The sequence below is a fragment of the Desulfobaculum bizertense DSM 18034 genome, assembly GCF_900167065.1.
Taxonomy (GTDB): domain Bacteria; phylum Desulfobacterota; class Desulfovibrionia; order Desulfovibrionales; family Desulfovibrionaceae; genus Desulfobaculum; species Desulfobaculum bizertense.
Window position 1 is genome coordinate 261,622 of the sequence record NZ_FUYA01000005.1, and the last position, 21,967, is coordinate 283,588.

Consider the following 21,967-nt stretch of genomic DNA (forward strand, 5'->3'; position numbering starts at 1 on the left):
TGCGCTTACTCCTTCTTCACAGCTCCCAGCCGTGACAAAAATTCCTGTTTTTGCTGCGGGGTGGCATCAATCTCAAACCAGCCAAGAGCACGCTGGAAATCCAAAACGTCCCGCACATACTCATAGACAGCAATGGCCGCAGCCTGCTTTTGGACAAGCGACTGGTTCTGCGCATCCAGAAGCTCCAGAATGCTTACAGCTCCACGCGCATACTTGTCGCGCACCACCCCAAGATTCTTTCGGGCACGGTCCGCAGCAAGGGCAGACAGCTCAATATTGGGATATGACTGACTCATGCGACTTATCACGGTTCGCACCTGCTGCGCCGCAAGCTGGACAAGGCGTTCTCGCCGCGCCTTGACCTGCCGCAAAACAGCATTGGCCCTGTCCTGTTCATGGCTCAGCGCCCCACCCGCAAAGAGTGGCAGCTCTGCTGTAACGCCAAAGGCCCAGACATCCTCAAGATCATCTGGATCATTACGCCGCAAAGCACCATCAACCTGATGTTTATCAATTTCGTGTGTATACATTGCCCCGGCCTTGAGCGACGGGACAAAGCGTTGCCGGGCCTTCTGCGAGGCAACAATATCCTGCGCCTCAACCAAAAGTTCGAGACCTTTAAGGGAAGGCCGCTCCGCAGACAGACTTGCAGCCCGGTCCGAAAGCCGGGCAAGCTGTGATAACGAACTGCCAATTGTTTCAGCCTTTACATCAAAAAAAGCCCGCCGAGCCTGATCCGCACTCATATCCTTCAGCTGCCACTGCGTCGTAAGCGGCTGGTTCAGAGCCTGATTCAAGGCATACTGTGCGGCCTGAATATCTGCCCGCCGCTGAATAACCCGCGCCCTGCTCTCCGCAAGCGCAGCCTCCCAGCGATACACTTCTTCCGGGCCAGAAACACCAGTCTCTCGTCGCACGCGGGCCATATCCAGATTGCGCACAATCAGCTGATAGTTATCGCGCTCAATGGACAAAAGCGCCTGCGCCGAAAGAAGCTGGAGATAGCGAACCCCAGCCTGCTGCACCACATCAAGGCGCTTCGAAGCCTGAAATGCCTTTTCTGCATGCTCGTTCCGACGTGCAGCACGAAAACGGCTCACCACAGCGTCATCAAAAATCATTTGAGACACAGCAAGGCCAGCACCTGTTCTGTCCCACGGAATAAGCCCCTGACTTGCCCGTGATATATCCTGATCTATCTGAATGTACCGCGCCGAGGCCCCAAGCTGGGGCAAAAGCTGACTGCGAGCCAGACGTCTATCTTCCTGCACTTCCTCATATTTGGCCCGGTCTTCCCGCAACGACACATTCTGCTGTCCGGCGATGCGCATGGCCTCAGCAAGGTCCAAAGGCGTGCCAAGCAGATCATCGTCCGCCTGTCCCACAAGGTTTGCCGTAAGAAGCGCGGCGTATTTTGGTGAAAAGCCAATATCGCGAGCAGTATTCATATTCAAAAAAAGCTGGTCTTCTTCAGAAAGCAGCACAGGAAGGGACCGGGCAGAACGCCCCGCTGCTATGTCGTGGATATTGAGGGCCATCCGTCGGCTCAGGTGTGCCCCCCAGTAGCTGGTTCGGCCTGCCAAAATGCCCGCCTCGACTTCTTCCTTCCCCAGAAAAGACCACGAAGGAATCGCACGGGCCTTGAGCTGCTCCACAAGAATATGTAGCGCATTTTCTGGCACGCGCATAAGGGGAGTGACATACACGGCTTCCACATCAGAACTCAGCCGGGGCATGACATCATCAAGATTCTGCCCCACCGGGATGAACTCAATGCCAATTCCAAAAAGCGCGCAATAGTCCTGAACAAGGCGATCCAGCCCGACAAAACTCCCCACAAATTCTTTTTGAATCAACACATGGAGCCGAGAAAACGGCACGAGATCCTTGAACGCCGTAATGTCTCGCCGCACACGGTTTTCAACAACGACAGGACAAAAATTTGCTTTGAGTGATCTATCGTTTTTATAGGGGAGTTTTTTCAGGACTTGCTCGTCAAAAAGAGGTCCCGTGAGCACGGGCTTGGAAAAGGGAAATGCCGCGGTTGCCGCTGACTGTGCCTGCAACGCCCCCAGCGTCATGACAATATCGACCTGCGGATCTCGGAGTGCAGCGCGGAGTGTCTTTCGAGTTCTGGAGGCATCCCATCCGGCATCAAATGCCGGAGCGAGCTTCCACTGAATGCGAAACGCATCTTCACCGAGCGCACGGGTTTCCTGCTGAATGCTCTGCAAGAAACGTTCAGCAAAGGGTGACGGACCATCAGTAAGTACCCCGACAACAACTGTTCGGGCTGCGAAAGCAGATTTTTGGGTCACACAGGCGAGACAAACACTTATCAACACAGGGAGCACAAGCATGACGAACAGTCTTTTGCTCCTCGATCTTTTTCGACTCTGCATTCTTCTGATGTCCTCGTTCAAACTCTCAGCACTGACACATCTCAATTTTCTTTTCAGTTGCGTTGCATTATCATAATAGCTTGGGATATTTTGCCAAGCAAAACAGCCAGTCTTTTTGATTTTTCTCCCTCATTATTCTTCCGGAGCATGCCCTTTCCCCAGTCTATGGGCACAAAAAAAGGCCCCTTTCACAAAGAGGCCTCTGCTGGAGAATATTCTAGAATCCCCAGTTCACGCGAAGCGTCGCGCCAATGGTGTCGTCAATGTCATAGGAATCCTTTTCGTCACCATCGTCATCATAAAAGGTGTACTCACGATTAAAGTGCCAGTCTGGGCCTGCCATAACCGAAAGGTTCGGAAGCGGATTCCACATGGCATACAGCCCTGCAGACAGGCCTGAAATTCCAACATACCCTTTTTCTCGCACCGGGCTGTCATCCCGCAGCCGATAGGTGCCACCCACCAAAGATGCCGAAGCGCGAAGCGCAAAGCTTTTGGAGAATCTGTAACTTGCAGAACTCACAGGCGTACCAAGCGCAAGAGAAAAGCCCATGCTTCTGGGGGTGCGATACGCAAGGCCAAGAGCCGGGCGCACACCAAAACCAATGGGGTGTGCTGTCAGAGCGACGCCACCAAGCACTTTCCAGTCGTCTGTAATCGCATATGAGACGCCAGAAGCAACACTTCCGCCAAAGGAGTCAGACAGTTCTTCTTCAAAAGACGATGACACCGCAAGCGAACCGAACAGCGTCAGTTTTTCGGTCAGCGGCATCTCGTTCCGGTACGAAGCTGTCACGGAATGCAGAGCCTTCCACGGCGTTTCGTCACGGTAGGAAAACGGAATGTCTTCCTCGTCATCCCAGCCATAGCTTGCGACATTATACGTCAGAGCAAAATTGCTGTAGCGCAGTGTTGCCCGGGCAGAGGCGACACTGGTTTTCCCCTCGTCTCCTTCAATTTTCGCATCCGAAACCAGACCTGTTGAAACAGACAGCGAGGCCGTCGGACGCTTCACCGGGCCAACATCAGCACCAAAAATTGATGTAGGCTGTGTGCCTTCCTGACCACCGGCTGCCAAGGCATTTCCGGCTCCAAACACAGTCAGACACAGACACACGACAAAAGCGCGCAGCAGATAAGATTTCCTCAAGGGTTCTCCCCCTCCTCAGCTAAAGCTTTTTGTTATACATTCGACCAGCACACAGTACACGCAAACACGAATTTTTCCAAAAAAAAGTGCGTGTGCAGGCCATTGTCTTTGCCCCATGCTGCATGTACAGTTCGAGCGTGACTACCTCTCAAGAAAATATTCTCCTTATTGAAGATGATGCAGCTTTTCGAGGCATGCTCATCGAAGCTCTCGAAGCCAAATCCTACAAGGTCACGGGCGTTGTTTCCGCAGAAGAAGGCCTTGCAAAACTCAAAACCCAGCGTTTTGCACTCATCCTGACAGACGTAAAACTCCCAGGACTCTCCGGGGTCGACGTCCTGCCTCAGCTTCTGAAGCTTGGGCAGGGAACGGATGTTATTGTCATGACTGCCTTTTCTTCCAAAGAAACAGCCCTGCGCGCTGTACAGCTCGGCGCATACGACTTTTTCTCAAAGCCATTCAGCCTCAAAGAGCTGGGCATTGTCGTTCACCGCGCAATGGAAAAGCGCCGCCTCCAGCAGGAAGTGCTTTCACTCCGGCATTCGCTTCGCAGCACGGGTCCCATATCCAAAATCATTGGACACAGCGCCCCAATTACCGAAGTTATTTCCCGAATTGAAAAAATTGCACCACTGGACACCACAGCTCTCATCACCGGCGAATCTGGAACAGGTAAAGAGCTTATTTCAGACACCATCCGCGAGCTGTCCTCCCGGCAGAATGGCCCTTTTATTAAGGTCAACTGTGCCGCTATTCCAGAGCATCTTTTTGAAAACGAACTCTTTGGACACGAAAAAGGCGCATTTACTGGAGCGACCAGCTCCCAGCCCGGCAAGTTTGAGCTGGCGCGGGGCGGAACAATCCTCCTTGACGAAATTGGTGACATGCCGCTGTCTATCCAGCCGAAGCTCCTGCGCGCTGTTGAACAAAAACAGATTGAACGCCTTGGCGGTTCCCGTCCCATTGATGTTGATGTTCGCATTATTGCAGCGACGAACCAGCACCTTGAAGAACGCATTAAGGAAAAAGTTTTTCGAGAGGATCTCTATTACCGGCTCAAGGTCGCGTCCATTCACCTGCCCCCTTTGCGAAACCGCTCCGAAGACATCCCGCTTCTTGTCGAAAGCTTTCTCCAGCGGATTCACCACGAGCTTGGCATATACATTCGCAAAGTCACCCCAGAAGCCATGAGTTTCATGTGTACCTACACATGGCCGGGCAACGTCCGTCAGCTCGCAAACATTCTGGAAGGCGCCGCGATTTCAGCCCCCAGCGAAACCTTGACCGCAGACGATATCCGTAAAGCCCTTGGGCACAAAACTCCTTCCACAAAAAGCACCGGGGATACGCTCAACCTCAAAAAGGCAGTGAACACCTTTGAACGCCAGCTCATCCTCAAAGCCCTAAGCCGAACCCAGGGGAACCAGACCGAAGCGGCTGGACTTTTGGGACTGACGCCCAAAAACCTCTGGGCCAAGCTCAAAAAGCACAATCTTGACTCCAAGACCTTTAAGCGCAGAACCATCTAAAAAATCATTTGTCTAATTTTTTTAGACTTTTTCTCTCCTGATTCTCTCCACAAAAAAAGAGCCACACCCTTCCCAAACGCACGGAAGCCGTGGCTCTCCTCATTTTTGCAAGATTTCCAAAATATTCCAGCTTGATACCACTCTATTTTTTTTAGACTTTACATATTTTCCACAAGCAAGGGCTAAAGTCGTGAGCACGACACAACTTCCCGGCTTCAGCGGTTTTTCTCCCACGAACTTTTTTCTAATTTTTTTAGACTTTTCGCGAAGCACAAAACCACTTCTTGCGTACGCAAGGCACCACTCATAATTCAATATATTTTTTATTCAATATATTTCAAATGATTAGATCAATATTTTCCCGATATGAAATGCTCTGGCACAACATATGCTGTATGAGAAAACGAATGTCGCTGAAGAGCACATTTCAGCCTCTCCCGACTCACAAACTCCTGAGTTCGAGAGAAACATTGACAGCCTTTCATGTGGTCAACGCAACCACATTGAAAACGTTTGGAGTCGCATCCAAACCCTTTTATTGCATGATTCACCGCAGACTGCCGTAACCCCTCTCTCCCCACTTGCAGTCTGTTCCAGTGAATCATGTACTTACGGCTAGGGCGTCTGCCGGGTCATCCCCCTCGATCAGACCCGGTTTACGCCTCCTGTAAGAGGAATCGCTCAACGCACCGGGCGTGAAGCGAGAAATGTGGTGGAGTTGAAGAGTCCCCCTCAATCCCCGCAACTCCACCACATTTTCCTCACTCTCCATATCTTTCGTGCAAAGTGTCGCACAAGCTTGCCCATACCCACACTCCTCCGTACAGAATGCAACTGACAGGATTTACATTTCGAAATTCTGCCTCCTTTGCGAAACGTCACTGACATCTCACGAAAAAGAAAAGCAGGTATTTTCTCTTTCATTCGTTAAAAAACGCATTGAGAATTCGTCATGATATTTCACAAAGCGCCCTCATACAGGACGTTCTGCACAAGATGCGGTATGCAGCATAAAAAAGACGCGAATCACTGCATGCAGACGTTTCATCCGATAACGCGGAGCAATCTGCACAAAAGATATGTACAGGCTTATGAAAAAAACAGATCTCACCTTGCTCAAAAAGAGTTTTTTCTGCTCCCTTTTCGCCATCATGGCAGGTTTGGGAGCGCTCCTCGTCCCAGGTTCAGCACAGGCGCACCACCCCACCATCTCTGCTGCGGGAACAGTCATTATCGATCAGGCACTGGCAACAGGATACACCGTTGCATTCAATGAAGTCCGACGAGACATGCGCCCGGCTCCTGTTGGCGCCGTGGATGTCTTCTCCGTCTACATTGGGTCCTGGCACTCCAAATATCATGCTAAAAAGGTTGCCAACCGTATCCGCAGACACGGCATCGATGCCTATGTCAAAAAAGGGTACCGGAAAAATGGGGCAAAAGTTTTTCGCGTCACGGCAGGTGACTTCATGCGCCGCAAACGTGCCGTTCGACTGAAGCGCAGACTCCACACGGAGCTTGGCTTCAACAACATGTCGATCATCCGTCGCAGATAACACAGCACATCCTGCCGGGCAGAATTTCCCTCTGCCCGGCATTTTACGAATAAATTTAAACCTGATAACTGTGTTTCACGTTCACCTGCCAGCCTCAAAACGCCAACGTATACTGATACGTTGCGAGATTTATGGTCTTGAATATGGAACACACGATGACAACAGAACTCAGCCTTCTTTTTCTTGGTCCACGGAGGCCTTTTCACCCCCTTCTCGCCCGACTTCCCAAAGACAGGGCCATAAAAACATGCTTTGCGTCCCAGCCGCAGACTCTTGATAAAAGTGTTTTGCAGGAGCGCTGGGATATTCTTTTTCTTTGCCCCCCACCGGCCCAACTCCCCGAAACCGCGCTCAAATCCTTCCTCAAACTTTACCCCACGACGCTCATTGTCCTGTATTCTTCTGACTTCCCGGCAAATCCCGAACGTATTCTTGCCGCTGGCATCGACGAAATTCTCTGCACCTCAAGCCCTGATTTCTCCTTTCAGGTACTCCGCGTTCTGAACCGCGCCGAAAAAAGCAAAAATGTTTCACAGGAGCTTGAGACACACCAGCTCAGCAGCAACAAATTTCGCCGTATCGTCGAAAATTCTGCAGTCGGTCTTTTTCGCAGCACAACAGAAGGCCGCATAACAGAATGCAACACGGCCTTTGCCCGCATACTTGGCTTCCAGACCGCCTCGGAGTATTTACAGAACCTTGCGCGGGGAGAATGCTCCGCCAGCCTGCACCCCGACGAAAAGGCACGAATTGGCTCTCTGCTCAAAAAGCATCACGAAATCCGCGAATTTGAAACGCTGCTTTTGCGAAAAGATGGCAAGTTTCGCTGGGCATCCATTTCTGCTCTCCAGATTGAGGACCACACCGGCGTCCCCTTCTTTGAAGGCTCAGTCGAAAACATCCACCGCCGAAAGACAAGCGAACAGCTCATCATCCGGGCCAAGCAGGAATGGGAGCAAACCTTTGACAGCATCCCTGACATTATTGCGATTCTCAATGAGGACATGACCATTCGGCGACTCAATGTCGCCCTGTCCAATCGCCTTGGTGTCCACCCTCGCGACCTTATTGGCAAAAGATGCGCCGCGGTCTTCGGTTCAACAAAAGAAGACTCTCAGCAGCTCTGTGAACGCATTCATGAGCTTGCCCGCAGCGACGGTGATGCAGAAGAAATGCACATTCCCAGACTTGGCGGAGACTTTCTCGTCACGGTCTCACCGTTTACACCTCTTGGTCTCGACACGCCCAACGCAACGGAAATTGTCATTGTTGCACATGACATTAGCAGCAGAAAACAGCTTGAAGACCAGCTGCGCCAGTCCCAGAAGCTCAAGGCCATTGGCACGCTCGCTGGTGGAATCGCCCATGACTTCAATAATATTCTGGGCGTTATTATGGGATATGCAGAGATGAGTCAGGAAGAAATTCCTGAAAAGAATCCAGCCCGACGCTGGCTGAGTGAAGTGCTTGCAGCTGGAAACCGTGCCAGAGACCTTATCCATCAGATTCTGACCTTTAGCAGACAGGAAGAAGTTTCCCTCAAGGCGCTTCATGTCGACAGCGTCATCAAGGAAGTGAGCAAGCTCATGCGTGCTTCCCTGCCTTCCAATATTTCCATCGTGACAACCATCGCACACGATACAAATCCGGTCATGGCCAACCTCTCGCAACTTCATCAGGTGCTGGTCAACCTGTGTACAAATGCCGCACAGGCCATGAGTACAGAAGGCGGCACCCTGACCATTGTACTGGCTCATGACACCTTTACCACAGAGGATGGCTCGACCAGCCCTGCGGTCCGAATCACCGTCCGCGATACGGGTCCCGGCATTGCTCCAGAAATTCTGGACAACATCTTTGACCCCTTCTTCTCGACCAAAAAATCCGAAGGAACGGGCATGGGACTGGCAATGGCCCACGGCATTATCAAAGCCCACTCCGGCCAGATTCGCGCCGAATCTCACCCCGGACACGGCGCAGCTTTCCATATTTCTCTGCCCGTGGTGCCCGATGCACAGCCCGCCCCTCTCAAGCCTCTTGTACGTCGGGAGGATGCGCAGGGAACAGGGCGAGTGCTTATTATTGATGATGAAAAAGAACTGGCGAGTATTGGTGGGGAGATGCTGAGCCGACTGGGGTACACTCCTGTCGTCGTGACAGACTCCCGCCTTGCGCTGGAGCGTTTCCGTACCGAACCCGATTCATTTCGCTTTGTGATAACCGACCAGACCATGCCCGGCATCACGGGTGAACGGCTGGCGAAAAAGATTCACCTGCTTCGCCCGGAAATTCCGATCATTGTCTGCACAGGCTATTCAGAAAAAATCAATGCCGAAAAAGCTCGACGCCTTGGTATTCGAGGCTTCCTGCTCAAGCCTATCCTCATGGACGACCTTGCTCTGTGCATAAAAAAAGCCCTCGAGCCGCAAAAAGAAGAGGCTGTCGAGAGCGCATAAAAAAGTGCGCTTGGCATACACCAAACGCACCGTAAGACGTCATGTGCTGATAAAACGTCCACGTCGGAAGTTTCCCCAAAAGGCGGCTCCTGCACACGGCAGTAGCCCTCTCTGAACTCCGGCATGGAGACTTTCTTCCCCTCAGCTCCCCGGCAACACACGTGCGAAACCGCACTCCAGTTGCAAAGTAAGGATGAAGAGCAGCCTTCCCCTCAGAAGGCGTCCTAGCTCAGCATAGCCTTAACTTTTTTGCCCGGAGTAAACCGGACAACCTTACAGGAAGGAATTCTGATAACTTCACCAGTTCCGGGATTTCTTCCAGCACGCTCTGCACGCTGCACGACCCGGAAAGAACCAAGGCCGGTAAACATTGCAGACTCACCGGACACGAGAGCGTCCCGTACAGACTCAAGTACTGCGTCATAGACCTTTTCTGCCAGCACCTTTGTCTGGAGGTCTGCCTTTTCTTTAATCTGCTCAACCATTCCAGCTTTGGTCATTGTCTGTCTCCTGTTCAAGTAGGTTGCATGGGATTTCGCCAATGATGCACCATAGGGATATAATTACAGCTGAGGCACACACCCGAAAATCGGGCGCACACCACAAGCTTCCTCTATGCATTGTCCAAAAAAGGTTTCCTCAGCTCCCAGCTGGGAAAACCAGTCCCCCTTCCCGGCGTCGTGATGCTGACCTGCGAGCGGCATTGCAGGATCGGCACTCAGACGATGCCCTTGTCCTCTTTGAAGAGTTTGAACTGCCAGACAACAGTAAAAGCAAGACATTGTCTTTTCAGGATGTCTTATCTATGGTGCCCTTATACCCAAAAACTGTTTTTCGCAATAGTTTCAGCAATACTTTGTGAGAATTATCTCAATTTATTCGCATAGAAAAAGCCCGGTCTGGCCGGGCTTTCTTCTTTAAAGTGGGTAGAGAGTCCCGCTATCAGCGCGCTCCCAGCATTCTCGCAAAACCCCAGCAAGCAAAACCGCACGAGCACCCAGAGTTTCGAGTTTTACGCACTCTCCGCGTTTGGAATCGAGCCACCCGGCGGGTCCAAGACCATCCAAAACAGGGCACCCAACGCTTGAGGCAAAATTCACATCAGAACCAAAATCCAGTGTCCGCTCAAAAACCTGCATCCCCATCTTTTTGGCAATCCAGTCAGCAACAGCAAAAAGAGATCTATTTTCACCAGACTGGAGCATCACAGGACGCCCGCCCATGACCTGATAACTCGTTGCCGTCCCCTGAATATGCTGCTGATGCAGAAGCGTTTCCACATCGTGCTGGGCATGAGCCATTCCCTTATCCGTCATAAAACGGGTTTCCAGAATCGCCCGGGCATAACTCCCCTGATTGAGCACACCGGTCTCGCCATCGGCAAAATCAACAACAATACGACCGTCTCCTTGTCTGCGCGACTGCTTCCAAAGCTCAATAATTTTATGAGACATCTCCACAAGGGCCTGCTGCGAGCCTTCTGGGCTCACTGGCGGCTCAACTTCAACCTGCACGCTATAAGACCGCTGCCCGGCCCGTCCTGTCACCAGCGCGCCCTCTCGACCGCCAGAGCTAAACCCAAAAGCAAACAGACTCTGCTTGGCTTCGGCTTCAATGTATGCCCGCGATGCAGGAGCACCAACCTTGCTATCCGCTGTCAAAAGGCAGGTCAGCGGCATATCCTGCAAGAGGCCAACACTTGCCAGCGCCCGCAGGGCCATCAACGCCACGGCCAGCCCGGCTTTCATGTCGAGCACCCCTGAGCCACTCAACACCCGCCCATCATTGACCACAGGAAAAACATTCCAGGATCGAAGCGTTGGCGAATCAATGTGCCCAATCAAAAGCACCTGCCCCTTGGCTGCAAAAATATCCTCACGCGCGGTCCTTCGCGCAATGATGCTCGGTCCGTACTCCTGCTGCAAATCACGCTGCAACGTAAACCCAAGCTCTTTCAACGCCGGGCCAAAAAGTTCAGCAAGCGCCTGCACTCCAGCCACATTCAGAGCATCAGCTTGTATTTCTGCACTTTTTTGTAAGAACTCCAGCATCTCAGATTCATGATCTCGAACGAAAGATTCAACTGAGCGCAGCTGAACATCCTTCATGGTTTCCTCTCTTTTTTGTCAAAAAAAACAGGACACAGCACAATCTTATACATTACATCATACTGAAATATAAGATTTTTACCATAAGCGTCGTCATGAGGAGGCCAAAACTTGCACAGAAAAAAATTCACTTACGACAAGCAGTTAGCTTCATTAAATCTATCCAGAAAACGCACAGATTTTATGCGTCATCCGTTCTTCTAGGGCATTTTTCTCACAGGTATTCCAGAGAACATGTGCAATAGTCATGGCTCCCTTACAGTATTCCAAGAATATTCCATATTACATTTTTTTTCTATATTCTCACTCTATTCTTTTTATACTTTTTCTCCGTAATTTACTGATGCCTCTTTCGCCTATTTACGATATATATACGTAGACTACTCTCATAGTACAGACAGCGACTTACGCAGCAGGAAGACAACTCTTCTCTCAGGCCGTATTGCCAAAATTGACATTATTTGCTAGCTACCCGGGAGACGAGTTGAGAAATTTTAGAAATTTTTTCTTATCCTTCCTGCTCTCTTGACAAAAAGGTTAAAACCTTTTGCCTTTCCAGGCTCGTTCACGCGAGTCCAGATTAGAAACAAATTTGGAATCACCCCCCTAACTCTCACCCTTGAGGAGGTCTTCATGCGAAAATGGTTCATGCTAGCGTGTGCGTTTGCTCTCGCTTTTGTCGTTACTGGTGTTCAGGCACCAGAAGCCCAGGCAAAAACCCAGTTTGTGACCATTGGAACCGGCGGCCTGACCGGTGTGTACTACCCCACTGGCGGCGCAATTGCCCGCATGGTGAACCGCAAGCGTGCTGAGTACGGCATTCGTTGCACAGTCGAATCCACTGGTGGCTCCATCTTTAATGCAAACGCCATTTCTTCTGGCGACCTTGAATTTGGTATTGTGCAGTCCGACCTCCAGTACCTCGCCATCAACGGCAAGGGCGACTGGGCAAAGCGTGGTCCGCAGAAAAAGCTCCGCGCTGTTTTTGCTCTGCACCCCGAGACCGTCACCATCGTTGCAGCTGACGACGCCAACATTAATGGCCCAGAGGACCTCAAGGGCAAAACCGTCAATATCGGTAACCCCGGTTCTGGTCAGCGCACCAACGCTATGGACCTCTTCGACATTCTGGGCATCACCCTTGACGACCTGAACGCACAGGGCGTTAAGCCTGCCGAGGCTCCGAGCCTGCTGCAGGATGGCCGTATCGATGCCTTCTTCTACACCGTTGGCCACCCCTCCGGTGCCATCAAGGAAGCAACTGCTGGCAAGCGTAAAGTCCACATCGTGCCCGTTACAGGCATTGATGAGCTGTACAAAAAGTACCCCTACTACGCGCCTTCCGTTGTTCCCAAAGCCTTCTACCCCAACTCTTCCAACACCGAAGACGTCAAGGGCTTTGGCGTCAAGGCAACCCTGATGACCTCCTCTGATGTGTCTGACGACGTTGTTTACGCCATCACCAAGGAAGTTTTCGAAAACTTCGAAGAGTTCAAGAAGCTTCACCCCGCATATCAGGTCATGACCAAAGAAGGCATGCTTCAGGGTCTGACCGCTCCGATCCACCCCGGTGCTCTCAAGTACTACAAGGAAGCCGGGCTCATGAAATAACGGATTTGTCTCAGACAAAACCATAAAGAGACTTTGGGGACAGCGCCCCAAACATTGAGCGGGGCGTACTGATGTACGCCCCGCGTCAGCTTGATTTTCAGATTTCAAAGAAGGAGATTCACACTCGTATGGCAGCTCATCATTCAGACCGCCGCACACAACGTGAACCCGATACCATTCGGGGAGTAGAATACGCCCAAAGGCTGGCTGAAGCAGAACACGGACTGCAAAGCGACGCCTACGGTGTAACGGGAAAACTCACACTCGGCATTGCCATCCTGTGGTCGCTCTTCCAGCTATCCATTGCGAGCTGGCTTATTGTCGACACCATATACATCCGCGCCATTCACTTGGCTTTCGCAATTATTCTGGTGTATCTGAACATCCCGACTTTTAAATTTGAACCAAACTGGCGCCCTGACCTGCGCTTCTTCCTTGCAATGCATCGAGTCACCATACTTGATTACATTCTTGGTATATTTGCGGCCCTGTCTGCGCTGTACATTTTTCTGGACTATGAAGGTATTGCGCTCCGGTCCGGCATGCCAACCATCCGCGACCTGATCTTTGGCCTGATGCTCGTCATTCTCCTTTTGGAGGCAACCCGACGCGTCATTGGTCCTGCACTTCCAATCATTGCCCTGTTCTTTATCAGCTACGGATTCCTTGGCCCGTACATGCCAGATGTCATTGCGTTCAAGGGCGTTTCCCTGAACCGCTTCATCGGACAGATGACCATGTCATCCGAAGGCATCTACGGCATCCCGCTGGACGTTTCTGCAACCATTGTTTTCCTCTTCGTGCTCTTTGGCACCATGCTGGAAAAAGCTGGTGCGGGTAACTTCTTTATTCGACTCGCTCTCTGTCTGCTTGGCGGATTCAAGGGCGGCCCGGCAAAGGCTGCAATCCTTGGCTCTGGCCTCACCGGCATGGTCTCTGGTTCCTCCATCGCGAACATCGTGACCACAGGTACCTTCACCATCCCGCTGATGAAAAAAGTCGGCTACCCTGCCACCAAGGCAGGCGCCATTGAAGTTGCCGCATCCACTGACGGCCAGCTTGCACCGCCCATCATGGGCGCAGCAGCCTTCATCATCGCAGAGTACGTCAACGTTCCATACATCGAAGTCGTCAAGGCAGCAGCAGTTCCGGCCTTTGCCTCCTACGCTGCCCTGCTTTTCATTTCACACATTGAAGCCAGCAAACTTGGACTCCGTGGCATTCCGCGCAAGGAACTTCCACCGCTAATTCCTACCCTGATGTCTGGCCTGCACTACATGCTGCCCCTTGGCATGCTGCTCTACGAACTGATTGCCCTTCGCCACTCCCCAGAGATGGCAGCGTTCCGCGCAATCATGGTTCTGATGCTCATCATGCTGGTCCAGCATCCCATCAAGGCCAAAATGAACGGCGAACGCATTCGCCCGGCTCTTGTCCAGGGACTGAAAGACATCTTTATTTCCCTGTCTGATGGCGCACGAAACATGGCTGGCGTCGCAATGGCCACCGCAGCAGCAGGTATCATTGTTGGTATCGTTGCCCTTGGCCTCGGCGGACTCATCACCAGCATTATCGATCAGCTTTCCGGTGGAAACATCTGGCTCATGCTGTTCATCACAGCTGGAGCAAGCCTGCTCATTGGTATGGGCCTGCCCACCACGGCAACCTACATTGTCATGGCATCCCTGACCGCTCCGGCAATTGTCGAACTCGGCATGATGCAGGGCTTCATGGTTCCGCTGATGGCAGCGCACCTCTTCTGCTTCTACTTCGGCATTCTGGCTGACGACACCCCACCGGTTGGTCTCGCCGCCTACGCTGCCGCAGCTATCGCAGAAGCGCCGCCCATCAAGACAGGCATTCAGGGCTTCATGTACGATATTCGTACCGCCATCCTGCCCTTCATGTTTATCTTTAACCACGACCTGATCTTGCATAACGTGAACAGCTGGCCACAGGGTCTCCTCATCTTTGCAATGGCCTGCGTCGGTAACTTTGCCTTTGCATCGGCAACACAGGGCTGGTTCATCGCAAAGAACAAGACATGGGAAATCCCCCTGCTTCTGGCTGTCACACTGTTCTGCATGCGCCCGGACCTCATTGCGAGCTGGATCGGCATCCCTCATGACATGCGCTACTGGGTCTACCCCCTCGGCCTGCTCATCTGGGGTCTCATCTGGCTCATTCAGCGCCCGCGCGCAAAGCGAGCTGAACTCTCTAACGCCGCAGCAGCTTAGCCGCAGGAGGAAAAAACAATGCCATCTCGCGTCGTAGTCACCAAGATGCTTCAGTGCGAAGTCTGTGGTGAGACCTTTAGCAAAAGCTACGGGCAGTGCCCCAAATGCGGCAGTGAAGACTTTGTCGGATACAAAATGCTCAACCCGGTTGCCCGTATCCCTATGGAACAGGTGCTTATCGTGGTTGCGCATCTTTCCTGGATTCTTGGCACCATTGCCTGCATTGCCATGCTCTGGAGCACAGGAGGCGAAGACCAGACCTTTGATCTTCTGATGATGTTCGGCGGCGTTGCCACCCTCATCTTCTCGTTCATCCTGTCTGTCGCCCTCTTTGCACTTGGCGAAATCCTTGGCCGCACCATACGCATCCAGCGACGGGTCAAAGCCTTCGTCAACAATTACTGGGAAAATCAGGGATAACGTAAAAAAATCCATCAACAAAAGGGGCTGCACCGTGGTGCAGCCCCTTTTTTATTGGTTCAGTCTCCATCTTCTGATAATGTATCTTTATATAACTCTGCCCATAAGCCGACGGCTTTCAGGAGGAACCAATGCGAAAATACGCCATTATTCTTTTTCTCGTCACCGTCTTCTTCCCAGCCACGGCGCTTTCTCAAGCCCCTTCTGCAACACAGGTTATCGAAAAAGCCTGGGACTATATGCGAGGCAAAACTTCCGTCTCTGTTATTCGCATGAAAGTGCATCGCGAAGACTGGGAGCGAAACTCCACCATCAAGGCCTGGACCGAAGGCCGAGAGAACTCCATCTTTAAAATCATTGCTCCAGCCAAAGACAAAGACAATGGAACGCTCAAACTCGGTACAGAAATGTGGACGTATAATCCCAAAATCAACCGCATCGTCAAGATTCCTCCATCCATGATGTCGCAGTCTTGGATGGGTTCAGACTTTTCCAACAATGATCTTTCGAAAGCCGACTCCATTCTCAACGACTACACGCACAAAATCGCCTCCACCCAAAAAGAAAACGGACACACCATATACACCGTTGTCGCAACGCCAAAGCCTGATGCTCCTGTAATCTGGGGGCAGCAGACATTAACAATTCGCGATGACGGCATTCTTCTGGCGCAGGTCTTCCACGACGAAGACCTCAAGGTCGCCAAGGAAATGAAAACAGACAAGATCACCGAGCTTGGCGGCAGACCATTCCCCACGCGCTGGACTATGCGCTCCTCTGACGCGGAATCCGAGGGAGATTACACGCTTCTCGAATATGACTCCCTGAGTTTTGACGTACCGCTCAAAAAAAGCCTGTTTACGCTCAATGCCCTGAAAAAACCTTTGAGGTAACTATGGAAATACTCATGGCGTGGCGGAACATATGGCGACATCCGCGCAGGACAATCCTGACGCTCCTCGCTATAGCCTTTGCCTGCATGCTTCTCGTCTTTATGCTGTCCTTTCAGTTTGGGACATACGAAGCCATGATTACTTCTGTCGTCAAATCCCAGACCGGGCATCTGCAAATTTTAGTCAACGGCTACAACAGCGACCACAAAATGCGCAAAGTTGTACGCAATCCCAAAGAGCTGGAAGCACAACTTCGCGCACTCCCGCACATAAAAAACAGTACTGTACGGGCAAACGGCTTTTCTCTGCTTTCTTCCGAAAAGCGCACCTACGGCGGACTTGTCACAGGGATTGACCCCATACGCGAGGCCCAGCTTTCCACCATCGCCTCCACAATTCGCGAAGGCGAATATCTGTCACCTGACGACAGCACTCAGGCACTGGTTGGTGCCCTGCTCGCCAAAAACCTTCACATCCATCTCGGCGACGAGCTGGTCGTCCTTGGAAACGCCCGCGACGGATCCATTGCGGCAACGGTGCTGACAGTCAAAGGCATTTTCCGCTCCGGTGTTGATGAATACGACCGAAGTGCAGTGCAAATTCCTCTTGCAGCCTTTCAGGACATCTTTGTCATGCGTGGAGCCGTGCACCAGATTGTCATCGAGTGTGATGCGCTCGCACATGTTCGTGAAACCCAGGCAGCCATAACCACCCTGCTTCCCAAAGATAAGCCCCAGCGTCAGCTCGTCTGCATGACCTGGTCCGAGCTGATCCCCGGCCTTATCCAGTCCATTCAGATGGATCTTGGCGGCGGCATCATTTTTTACCTCATCCTCATCATTGTCGTGGCCTTTAGCATCATGAACACCTTCATTATGGCTGTCTTTGAGCGCACTCACGAATTTGGCACCCTCATCGCCATTGGAGCAAAGCCGGGACGTCTAAGCAAAATGCTCCTGTACGAGTCCGCAATGCTCACCATTTGCGGCGTGCTTCTTGGAATTGGCCTCGGCTGTGCTGTCACCATTTTTGCCGCGCACACTGGCATTCCTCTGGGAGAAGCCGAAGGTCTGCTTCGGCAATACGGCATTCCCAGCGTCATCCGGCCCCAGCTCTCAGTCCTGTCTGCCACGGCCGGGCCAACAATTGTCTTCATCATCACCATGATGACGGCCCTGTACCCCGCCATAAAAGTTCGCAGCCTGAACCCTGTCGAAGCAATGCGGGCGGCATAGGAGAGCGCATGAATCTGCTCATTTCATGGCGAAATATCTGGCGCAACCCACGGCGAACAATTGTCATCGTCATCGCGGTCATTATTGGCGCTTGGTCCATGCTCTTCTTTGGTGCCTTTGCCCGGGGCATCATCAATTCCATGCTTGCCAATGCCCTCAATACACTCACGGGGCACATTCAGATTCAGCAGCAGGGATTTCGGGACGATCCTGTCGTCGAAAACCGACTTCACGCCCCAGAACAAATTGCAGCTTTGCTCAAAAAACAGCTTCCGGCTTCTGCCCAGTATGCCCGACGCATCGAAGTCAACGGCATCGCCTCCAATGCCTACAACTCCGAAGCGGTTTCCATCATTGGCATCGAACCAGACAAAGAAGCCAAGCTTTCTTTTTATGGCGGGACAACAGAAGAAGGGAAACTTCTGGAGACAGGTGACATGCACAGCATCGTCATCGGACGAGGGCTTGTAGAGAGTCTGGAAACTCGTCTGGGGCGAAAGCTCGTTCTCATGACTCAAAACGCCAGTGGAAAAACCAGCTCCCGAGCTTTTCGCATCAAAGGGATTTACCGCGCCGAGCTGGAAGCAACAGAAAAGCGCTACGCCTTTATTTCACTCAGCGCGGCCCGCGCCCTCCTCGAGGCCGAAGGGGCGGTCACAAATTTCTGCATTAAGCTCGAAGATATCGAACAGGTGCCAGCAACACACGCAGCGCTCACGCCTGATCTTCCAGCTGGGGCTACCATCCTGACGTGGGAGGACATGCTTCCTCTGCTCATTGGCTACCTCGGTATCTTCAATATTTTCATTATCCTGTGGTACATTGTTGTGTTTGTGGCCATGTCATTTGGTCTCGTCAACACAACACTGATGGCCGTCATGGAGCGCATTCGGGAGTTTGGCCTTCTCAAGGCACTTGGCATGAAGCCCTTCTGGATAGTTCGAGGCGTACTCACCGAGTGCGTTATCCTGCTACTCATCGGACTAACTCTTGGCGACCTGCTCGGCCTTGCCACAGTCATGTCTCTGCAAGGCGGCATCGACATTTCGTTTCTTGCCGAGGGAACCGAATACTTTGGTTTTGCCAACATCATTATCCCAACGCTCAGCCTCAGGGATTTCTACATCATTAACGGCATCATTCTTATTCTTGGCATTCTGGTATGTCTCTACCCAGCCATAAAAGCTGCCCGCATCACTCCGATTGAGGCAATGGCCCAGACCTAAGCGAGGTATCGATCATGAAAAGCATTGAAGCTGTCGACGTCGTTAAGACCTACCTGCAAGGAAAAGTCGAAGTACACGCTTTGGCCGGGGTTTCGCTTGCCATCAACGCAGGAGAATTTGCAGCTCTTGCCGGGCCTTCTGGCTCAGGGAAAACAACACTGCTCAACCTCTTTGGTGGGCTGGATGCCCCCAATGCCGGGCAAATCTTCCTCGACGGCCAAGACATCACCGCCCTTTCCCAGTCAAAGCTTGCAAACATGCGCTTACACAAAATCGGATTTGTTTTTCAGGCCTACAACATTATTCCCGTGCTCTCTGCTCAGGAAAATGTTGAATACGTAATGCTCATGCAGGGTGTTCCCACCGCCGAGCGACGCGATCGAGCGCGTCAGGTGCTCGACGACGTCGGTCTTGGCAACATGTATTCGCGCCGCCCCGCCGAGCTTTCTGGAGGCCAGCAGCAACGCGTCGCCGTTGCCCGCGCCATCGTCTCCAACCCAACCATTGTGCTTGCTGATGAGCCTACGGCAAACCTCGATTCCAAAACAGGACAGGGCTTGCTCGAAATGATGTGTGACATGAACGAATCTCGTGGCGTCACCTTTGTTTTCTCAACCCATGACCAAATGGTCATGGACTACGCCCGGCGGCTCATTCATCTCAAGGACGGCCAGATTGTCGACGACATAAGCAAATAGGACAGCACATGTTTTCTTTGCCGATCTCTCCTCTTTTTCGTCTCATACGAGTTTTTTTCTGCGCCCTCTCTCTTGGGCTTTTTCTGTTCCCTGCCCCCTATGCCACAGCACAGGAAGACAGCCCCGGCTCTTCCCCTCTTTCCTCCATCGACATGGAATGGTCAGGGCACATAAAGCTCTACGGGCGAGCGCTTTTTCCACAGGAAGGCACGGCCTTTGACTCCCTCGACAGTGTAGGACTTGGCACCAACTATGACGGTCTGCTTGAGGCTCGCGTCAACAACAAAACTTTTTTCGGCGATCACGTCTATTCCATCATTCACTGGGAAGCAGGGCTTACTGGCGGCGGTTCGCGGGAGGATGGCGAGAGACTCAAGGATGCGTACCCTGCGCTCTTTCCAAATGGGCTACTCTCTCCGCCCAATGACGACCGCAGGCTAGTTGATCTCACAGCCATAGTTCACGAGGACGACGGAACTGTTCTTTATCATCGGCTCGATCGGGCATTTCTCGCGTTTCAGCCCGACTGGGGCGAAATTCGCGTCGGACGTCAGGCGGTCACCTGGGGCCACGGTTTTACGTTCAATCCTATGGACCTCTTCAACCCGTTTTCACCAACCGACCTGGAGCGGGATTACAAGCTTGGCGACGACATCGCGCTCGTTCAGGTTCCTGTCTCAGAGAACGCGCTTGATCTCATTTATGTTGCACGACGCAATCCAGACACAAGCGAGCCTGACTTTGATTCAAGTTCACTTGGTGGAAAATTCAGCATTCCCATCGACAGCACCAACCTCGATATCATTTTGACCCGCCATTACGAGGACTACATTGCCGGAGTCGGCGCGGTTGGCTACGTTGGCAATGCGGCGTGGCGTTTCGACGTCACAGGAACCTTTCTCGACACGCCAAGCCGTGGGCGTTCTGCCTATCTTTCCGCAGTAGCCAATCTCGACTATTCCTGGAACTGGTTTGGCAAAAACTGGTATGGCTACACCGAACTGTATTACAACGGGCTTTCTGACAACGATTACACTGATCCCTTCACGGATCCCGCCATTGCTGACCGCATCGCTCGCGGTGAACTTTTTGCCCTCGGCTCCATGTACTGGAGCGGCAACATCAACATTGAGCTTCACCCTCTTCTCAACGTGTATCTCACGGCCATTGTGAATCTTGACGACCCGTCCGGTGTCTGGCTTCCCCGCATTGTCTATGATGTTTCTGACAACATTCAGCTCACCGCAACGGCAGGGCTAAACTGGGGCGCGTCCAACACCGAATATGGGGGCTTCCCCATCCCCGGCCTGCCTTTTTCTCAGAAACCGGCCGACTACGTCACAAGCTGGGTTACCTGGTATTTTTGAGCGTCCCCTTTTGCGCACTGCGTCAGTGCAAAAAGCACGAATATGCTTTATGCTCATGGCAATATTCAACCGCAGGAGGATAGAATGGACGAGACGAAACTCACGCGCCGTGACATGCTTCGCGCGACAGCTATGATGTCACTCGCTCTTGCCGGTGCTCCCCTCTTTTCCGCCGTGGAAGCGCATGCCGCACCCAAAGCGCCGCAGCTCCCTTATGCCAAGGGATCTCTTGCCCCGGCCATCTCACAGAAAACACTCGACTTTCATTACGGAAAGCACACCCTCGGCTATTATTCCAAGCTTGCCGCGCTCATTTCCGGCACCAAGTATGCCAAGATGCCCCTCGAAGATATTATTCGCAGCACAGCCAGCAACAAAAGCACCCGCTCTATCTACAACAATGCAGCGCAGGCATGGAACCACACTTTTTACTGGCAGGGCCTCAAAGCGAAAGGCGGTGGGATGCCCCCAGATGCCTTTGGCGCAGACCTCATGGAAACCTATTCCACTCTTGCGCACTTTCAGGATGTCTTTATCGCTACCGCGGCCAGCGTTTTCGGCAGTGGCTGGGCGTGGATCGTGAAAGACAAGGCAGGAAAAATCGACATCATTGGCACACAGGGTGCCGACACGCCACTCACGATGAACAAAACGCCGCTCTTCGTCGTCGACGTCTGGGAGCACGCCTATTATCTCGACTATCAGAACCGCAGAAGCGACTACGTTCAGGCTATCTTCTACTACCTCGCTAACTGGGACGTCGTGAGCAAGCGCTATAACGCCAAATAGCAAAAGGGCGGGATGTTGTTTTTTATTGGGGCGCTGCCCCAAACCCTGCAAGGGGCGCTGCCCCTTGACCCCGCCCAAGGACGAGGCCCTTGGGAATCCCGCTTTCGCCCAAAATTAAAGGGCCGGATGTGTGAAAGCCGTTGGCTTTCCCTTACATCCGGCCCTTTAATTTTGGCCTAGTGGGCGTCCCGTGTGTTCTTTTTCTTTGCGCTCCAACCCTTTCTTTTTGAACGCAAGCGTTCAAAAAGAAAATGGTGGCAACGCACGGGAAAGAGAAAGAAGCCGCTTTA

The 21,967-nt window shown here is 52.3% G+C and carries 16 protein-coding genes; 12 read left to right on the forward strand and 4 right to left on the reverse strand.

Features of this window, described 5'->3' with window-relative positions; genetic code table 11:
- Positions 1-5 precede the first annotated feature (5 nt).
- Together B5D23_RS09440 and B5D23_RS09445 are read right to left on the reverse strand one after the other, a co-directional pair.
- Complete coding sequence (locus tag B5D23_RS09440; RefSeq protein ID WP_078685180.1) at positions 6-2,402, reverse strand: TolC family protein; 2,397 nt, start codon at positions 2,400-2,402, stop codon at positions 6-8.
- A gap of 217 nt (positions 2,403-2,619) precedes the next feature.
- On the reverse strand, positions 2,620-3,552 hold the full coding sequence (locus tag B5D23_RS09445; RefSeq protein WP_078685181.1) for a hypothetical protein: 933 nt from the start codon (positions 3,550-3,552) through the stop codon (positions 2,620-2,622).
- 122 nt (positions 3,553-3,674) lie between these two features.
- Here B5D23_RS09445 and B5D23_RS09450 point away from each other — a divergent pair, with 122 nt between their 5' ends.
- The 3 genes from B5D23_RS09450 (at position 3,675) to B5D23_RS09460 (ending at position 9,093) form a co-directional block, all read left to right on the forward strand.
- Positions 3,675-5,081: a sigma-54-dependent transcriptional regulator gene (locus B5D23_RS09450; RefSeq protein ID WP_078685211.1), complete on the forward strand. Its 1,407-nt coding sequence runs from the start codon at positions 3,675-3,677 to the stop codon at positions 5,079-5,081.
- A gap of 1,091 nt (positions 5,082-6,172) precedes the next feature.
- Entirely contained in the window at positions 6,173-6,637 is a 465-nt protein-coding gene (locus B5D23_RS09455; protein ID WP_159445967.1) for an SPOR domain-containing protein, read from the forward strand.
- 155 nt (positions 6,638-6,792) lie between these two features.
- Positions 6,793-9,093, forward strand: coding sequence for a PAS domain-containing hybrid sensor histidine kinase/response regulator (locus B5D23_RS09460; RefSeq protein WP_159445968.1), 2,301 nt, complete (start codon positions 6,793-6,795; stop codon positions 9,091-9,093).
- A 224-nt stretch (positions 9,094-9,317) separates the two neighbouring features.
- Here the strand turns inward: B5D23_RS09460 and B5D23_RS09465 are convergent, their stop codons facing one another.
- Both B5D23_RS09465 and B5D23_RS09470 read right to left on the reverse strand, forming a co-directional pair.
- Positions 9,318-9,593: an HU family DNA-binding protein gene (locus B5D23_RS09465; protein ID WP_078685184.1), complete on the reverse strand. Its 276-nt coding sequence runs from the start codon at positions 9,591-9,593 to the stop codon at positions 9,318-9,320.
- A gap of 417 nt (positions 9,594-10,010) precedes the next feature.
- A complete protein-coding gene (locus B5D23_RS09470) occupies positions 10,011-11,201 on the reverse strand; it encodes a M20/M25/M40 family metallo-hydrolase (protein WP_078685185.1) in 1,191 nt (396 codons plus the stop codon).
- A 633-nt stretch (positions 11,202-11,834) separates the two neighbouring features.
- Between B5D23_RS09470 and B5D23_RS09475 the strand changes: the two genes are divergently transcribed.
- The 9 genes from B5D23_RS09475 (at position 11,835) to B5D23_RS09515 (ending at position 21,677) form a co-directional block, all read left to right on the forward strand.
- Positions 11,835-12,812 carry a TAXI family TRAP transporter solute-binding subunit gene (locus B5D23_RS09475; RefSeq protein ID WP_078685186.1) on the forward strand — a complete coding sequence of 326 codons (978 nt, stop codon included), beginning with the start codon at positions 11,835-11,837 and terminating at the stop codon, positions 12,810-12,812.
- A 128-nt stretch (positions 12,813-12,940) separates the two neighbouring features.
- On the forward strand, positions 12,941-15,049 hold the full coding sequence (locus tag B5D23_RS09480) for a TRAP transporter permease (RefSeq protein WP_078685212.1): 2,109 nt from the start codon (positions 12,941-12,943) through the stop codon (positions 15,047-15,049).
- Positions 15,050-15,067: 18 nt separating this feature from the next.
- A complete protein-coding gene (locus B5D23_RS09485) occupies positions 15,068-15,469 on the forward strand; it encodes a hypothetical protein (RefSeq protein ID WP_078685187.1) in 402 nt (133 codons plus the stop codon).
- A gap of 131 nt (positions 15,470-15,600) precedes the next feature.
- Positions 15,601-16,362 (forward strand): outer membrane lipoprotein-sorting protein, encoded by a 762-nt coding sequence (locus B5D23_RS09490; RefSeq protein WP_078685188.1) that lies wholly within the window; start codon positions 15,601-15,603, stop codon positions 16,360-16,362.
- A gap of 2 nt (positions 16,363-16,364) precedes the next feature.
- Positions 16,365-17,597, forward strand: coding sequence for an ABC transporter permease (locus B5D23_RS09495; protein ID WP_234985081.1), 1,233 nt, complete (start codon positions 16,365-16,367; stop codon positions 17,595-17,597).
- A gap of 8 nt (positions 17,598-17,605) precedes the next feature.
- Complete coding sequence (locus tag B5D23_RS09500; RefSeq protein ID WP_078685190.1) at positions 17,606-18,823, forward strand: ABC transporter permease; 1,218 nt, start codon at positions 17,606-17,608, stop codon at positions 18,821-18,823.
- 14 nt (positions 18,824-18,837) lie between these two features.
- Entirely contained in the window at positions 18,838-19,521 is a 684-nt protein-coding gene (locus tag B5D23_RS09505) for an ABC transporter ATP-binding protein (protein WP_078685191.1), read from the forward strand.
- Between the two features lie 8 nt (positions 19,522-19,529).
- Complete coding sequence (locus tag B5D23_RS09510; protein ID WP_078685192.1) at positions 19,530-20,888, forward strand: hypothetical protein; 1,359 nt, start codon at positions 19,530-19,532, stop codon at positions 20,886-20,888.
- Between the two features lie 84 nt (positions 20,889-20,972).
- The gene (locus B5D23_RS09515; protein WP_233815138.1) at positions 20,973-21,677 is read left to right on the forward strand and encodes a superoxide dismutase; all 705 of its coding nucleotides are present in this window, start codon (positions 20,973-20,975) and stop codon (positions 21,675-21,677) included.
- Positions 21,678-21,967: the final 290 nt, after the last annotated feature.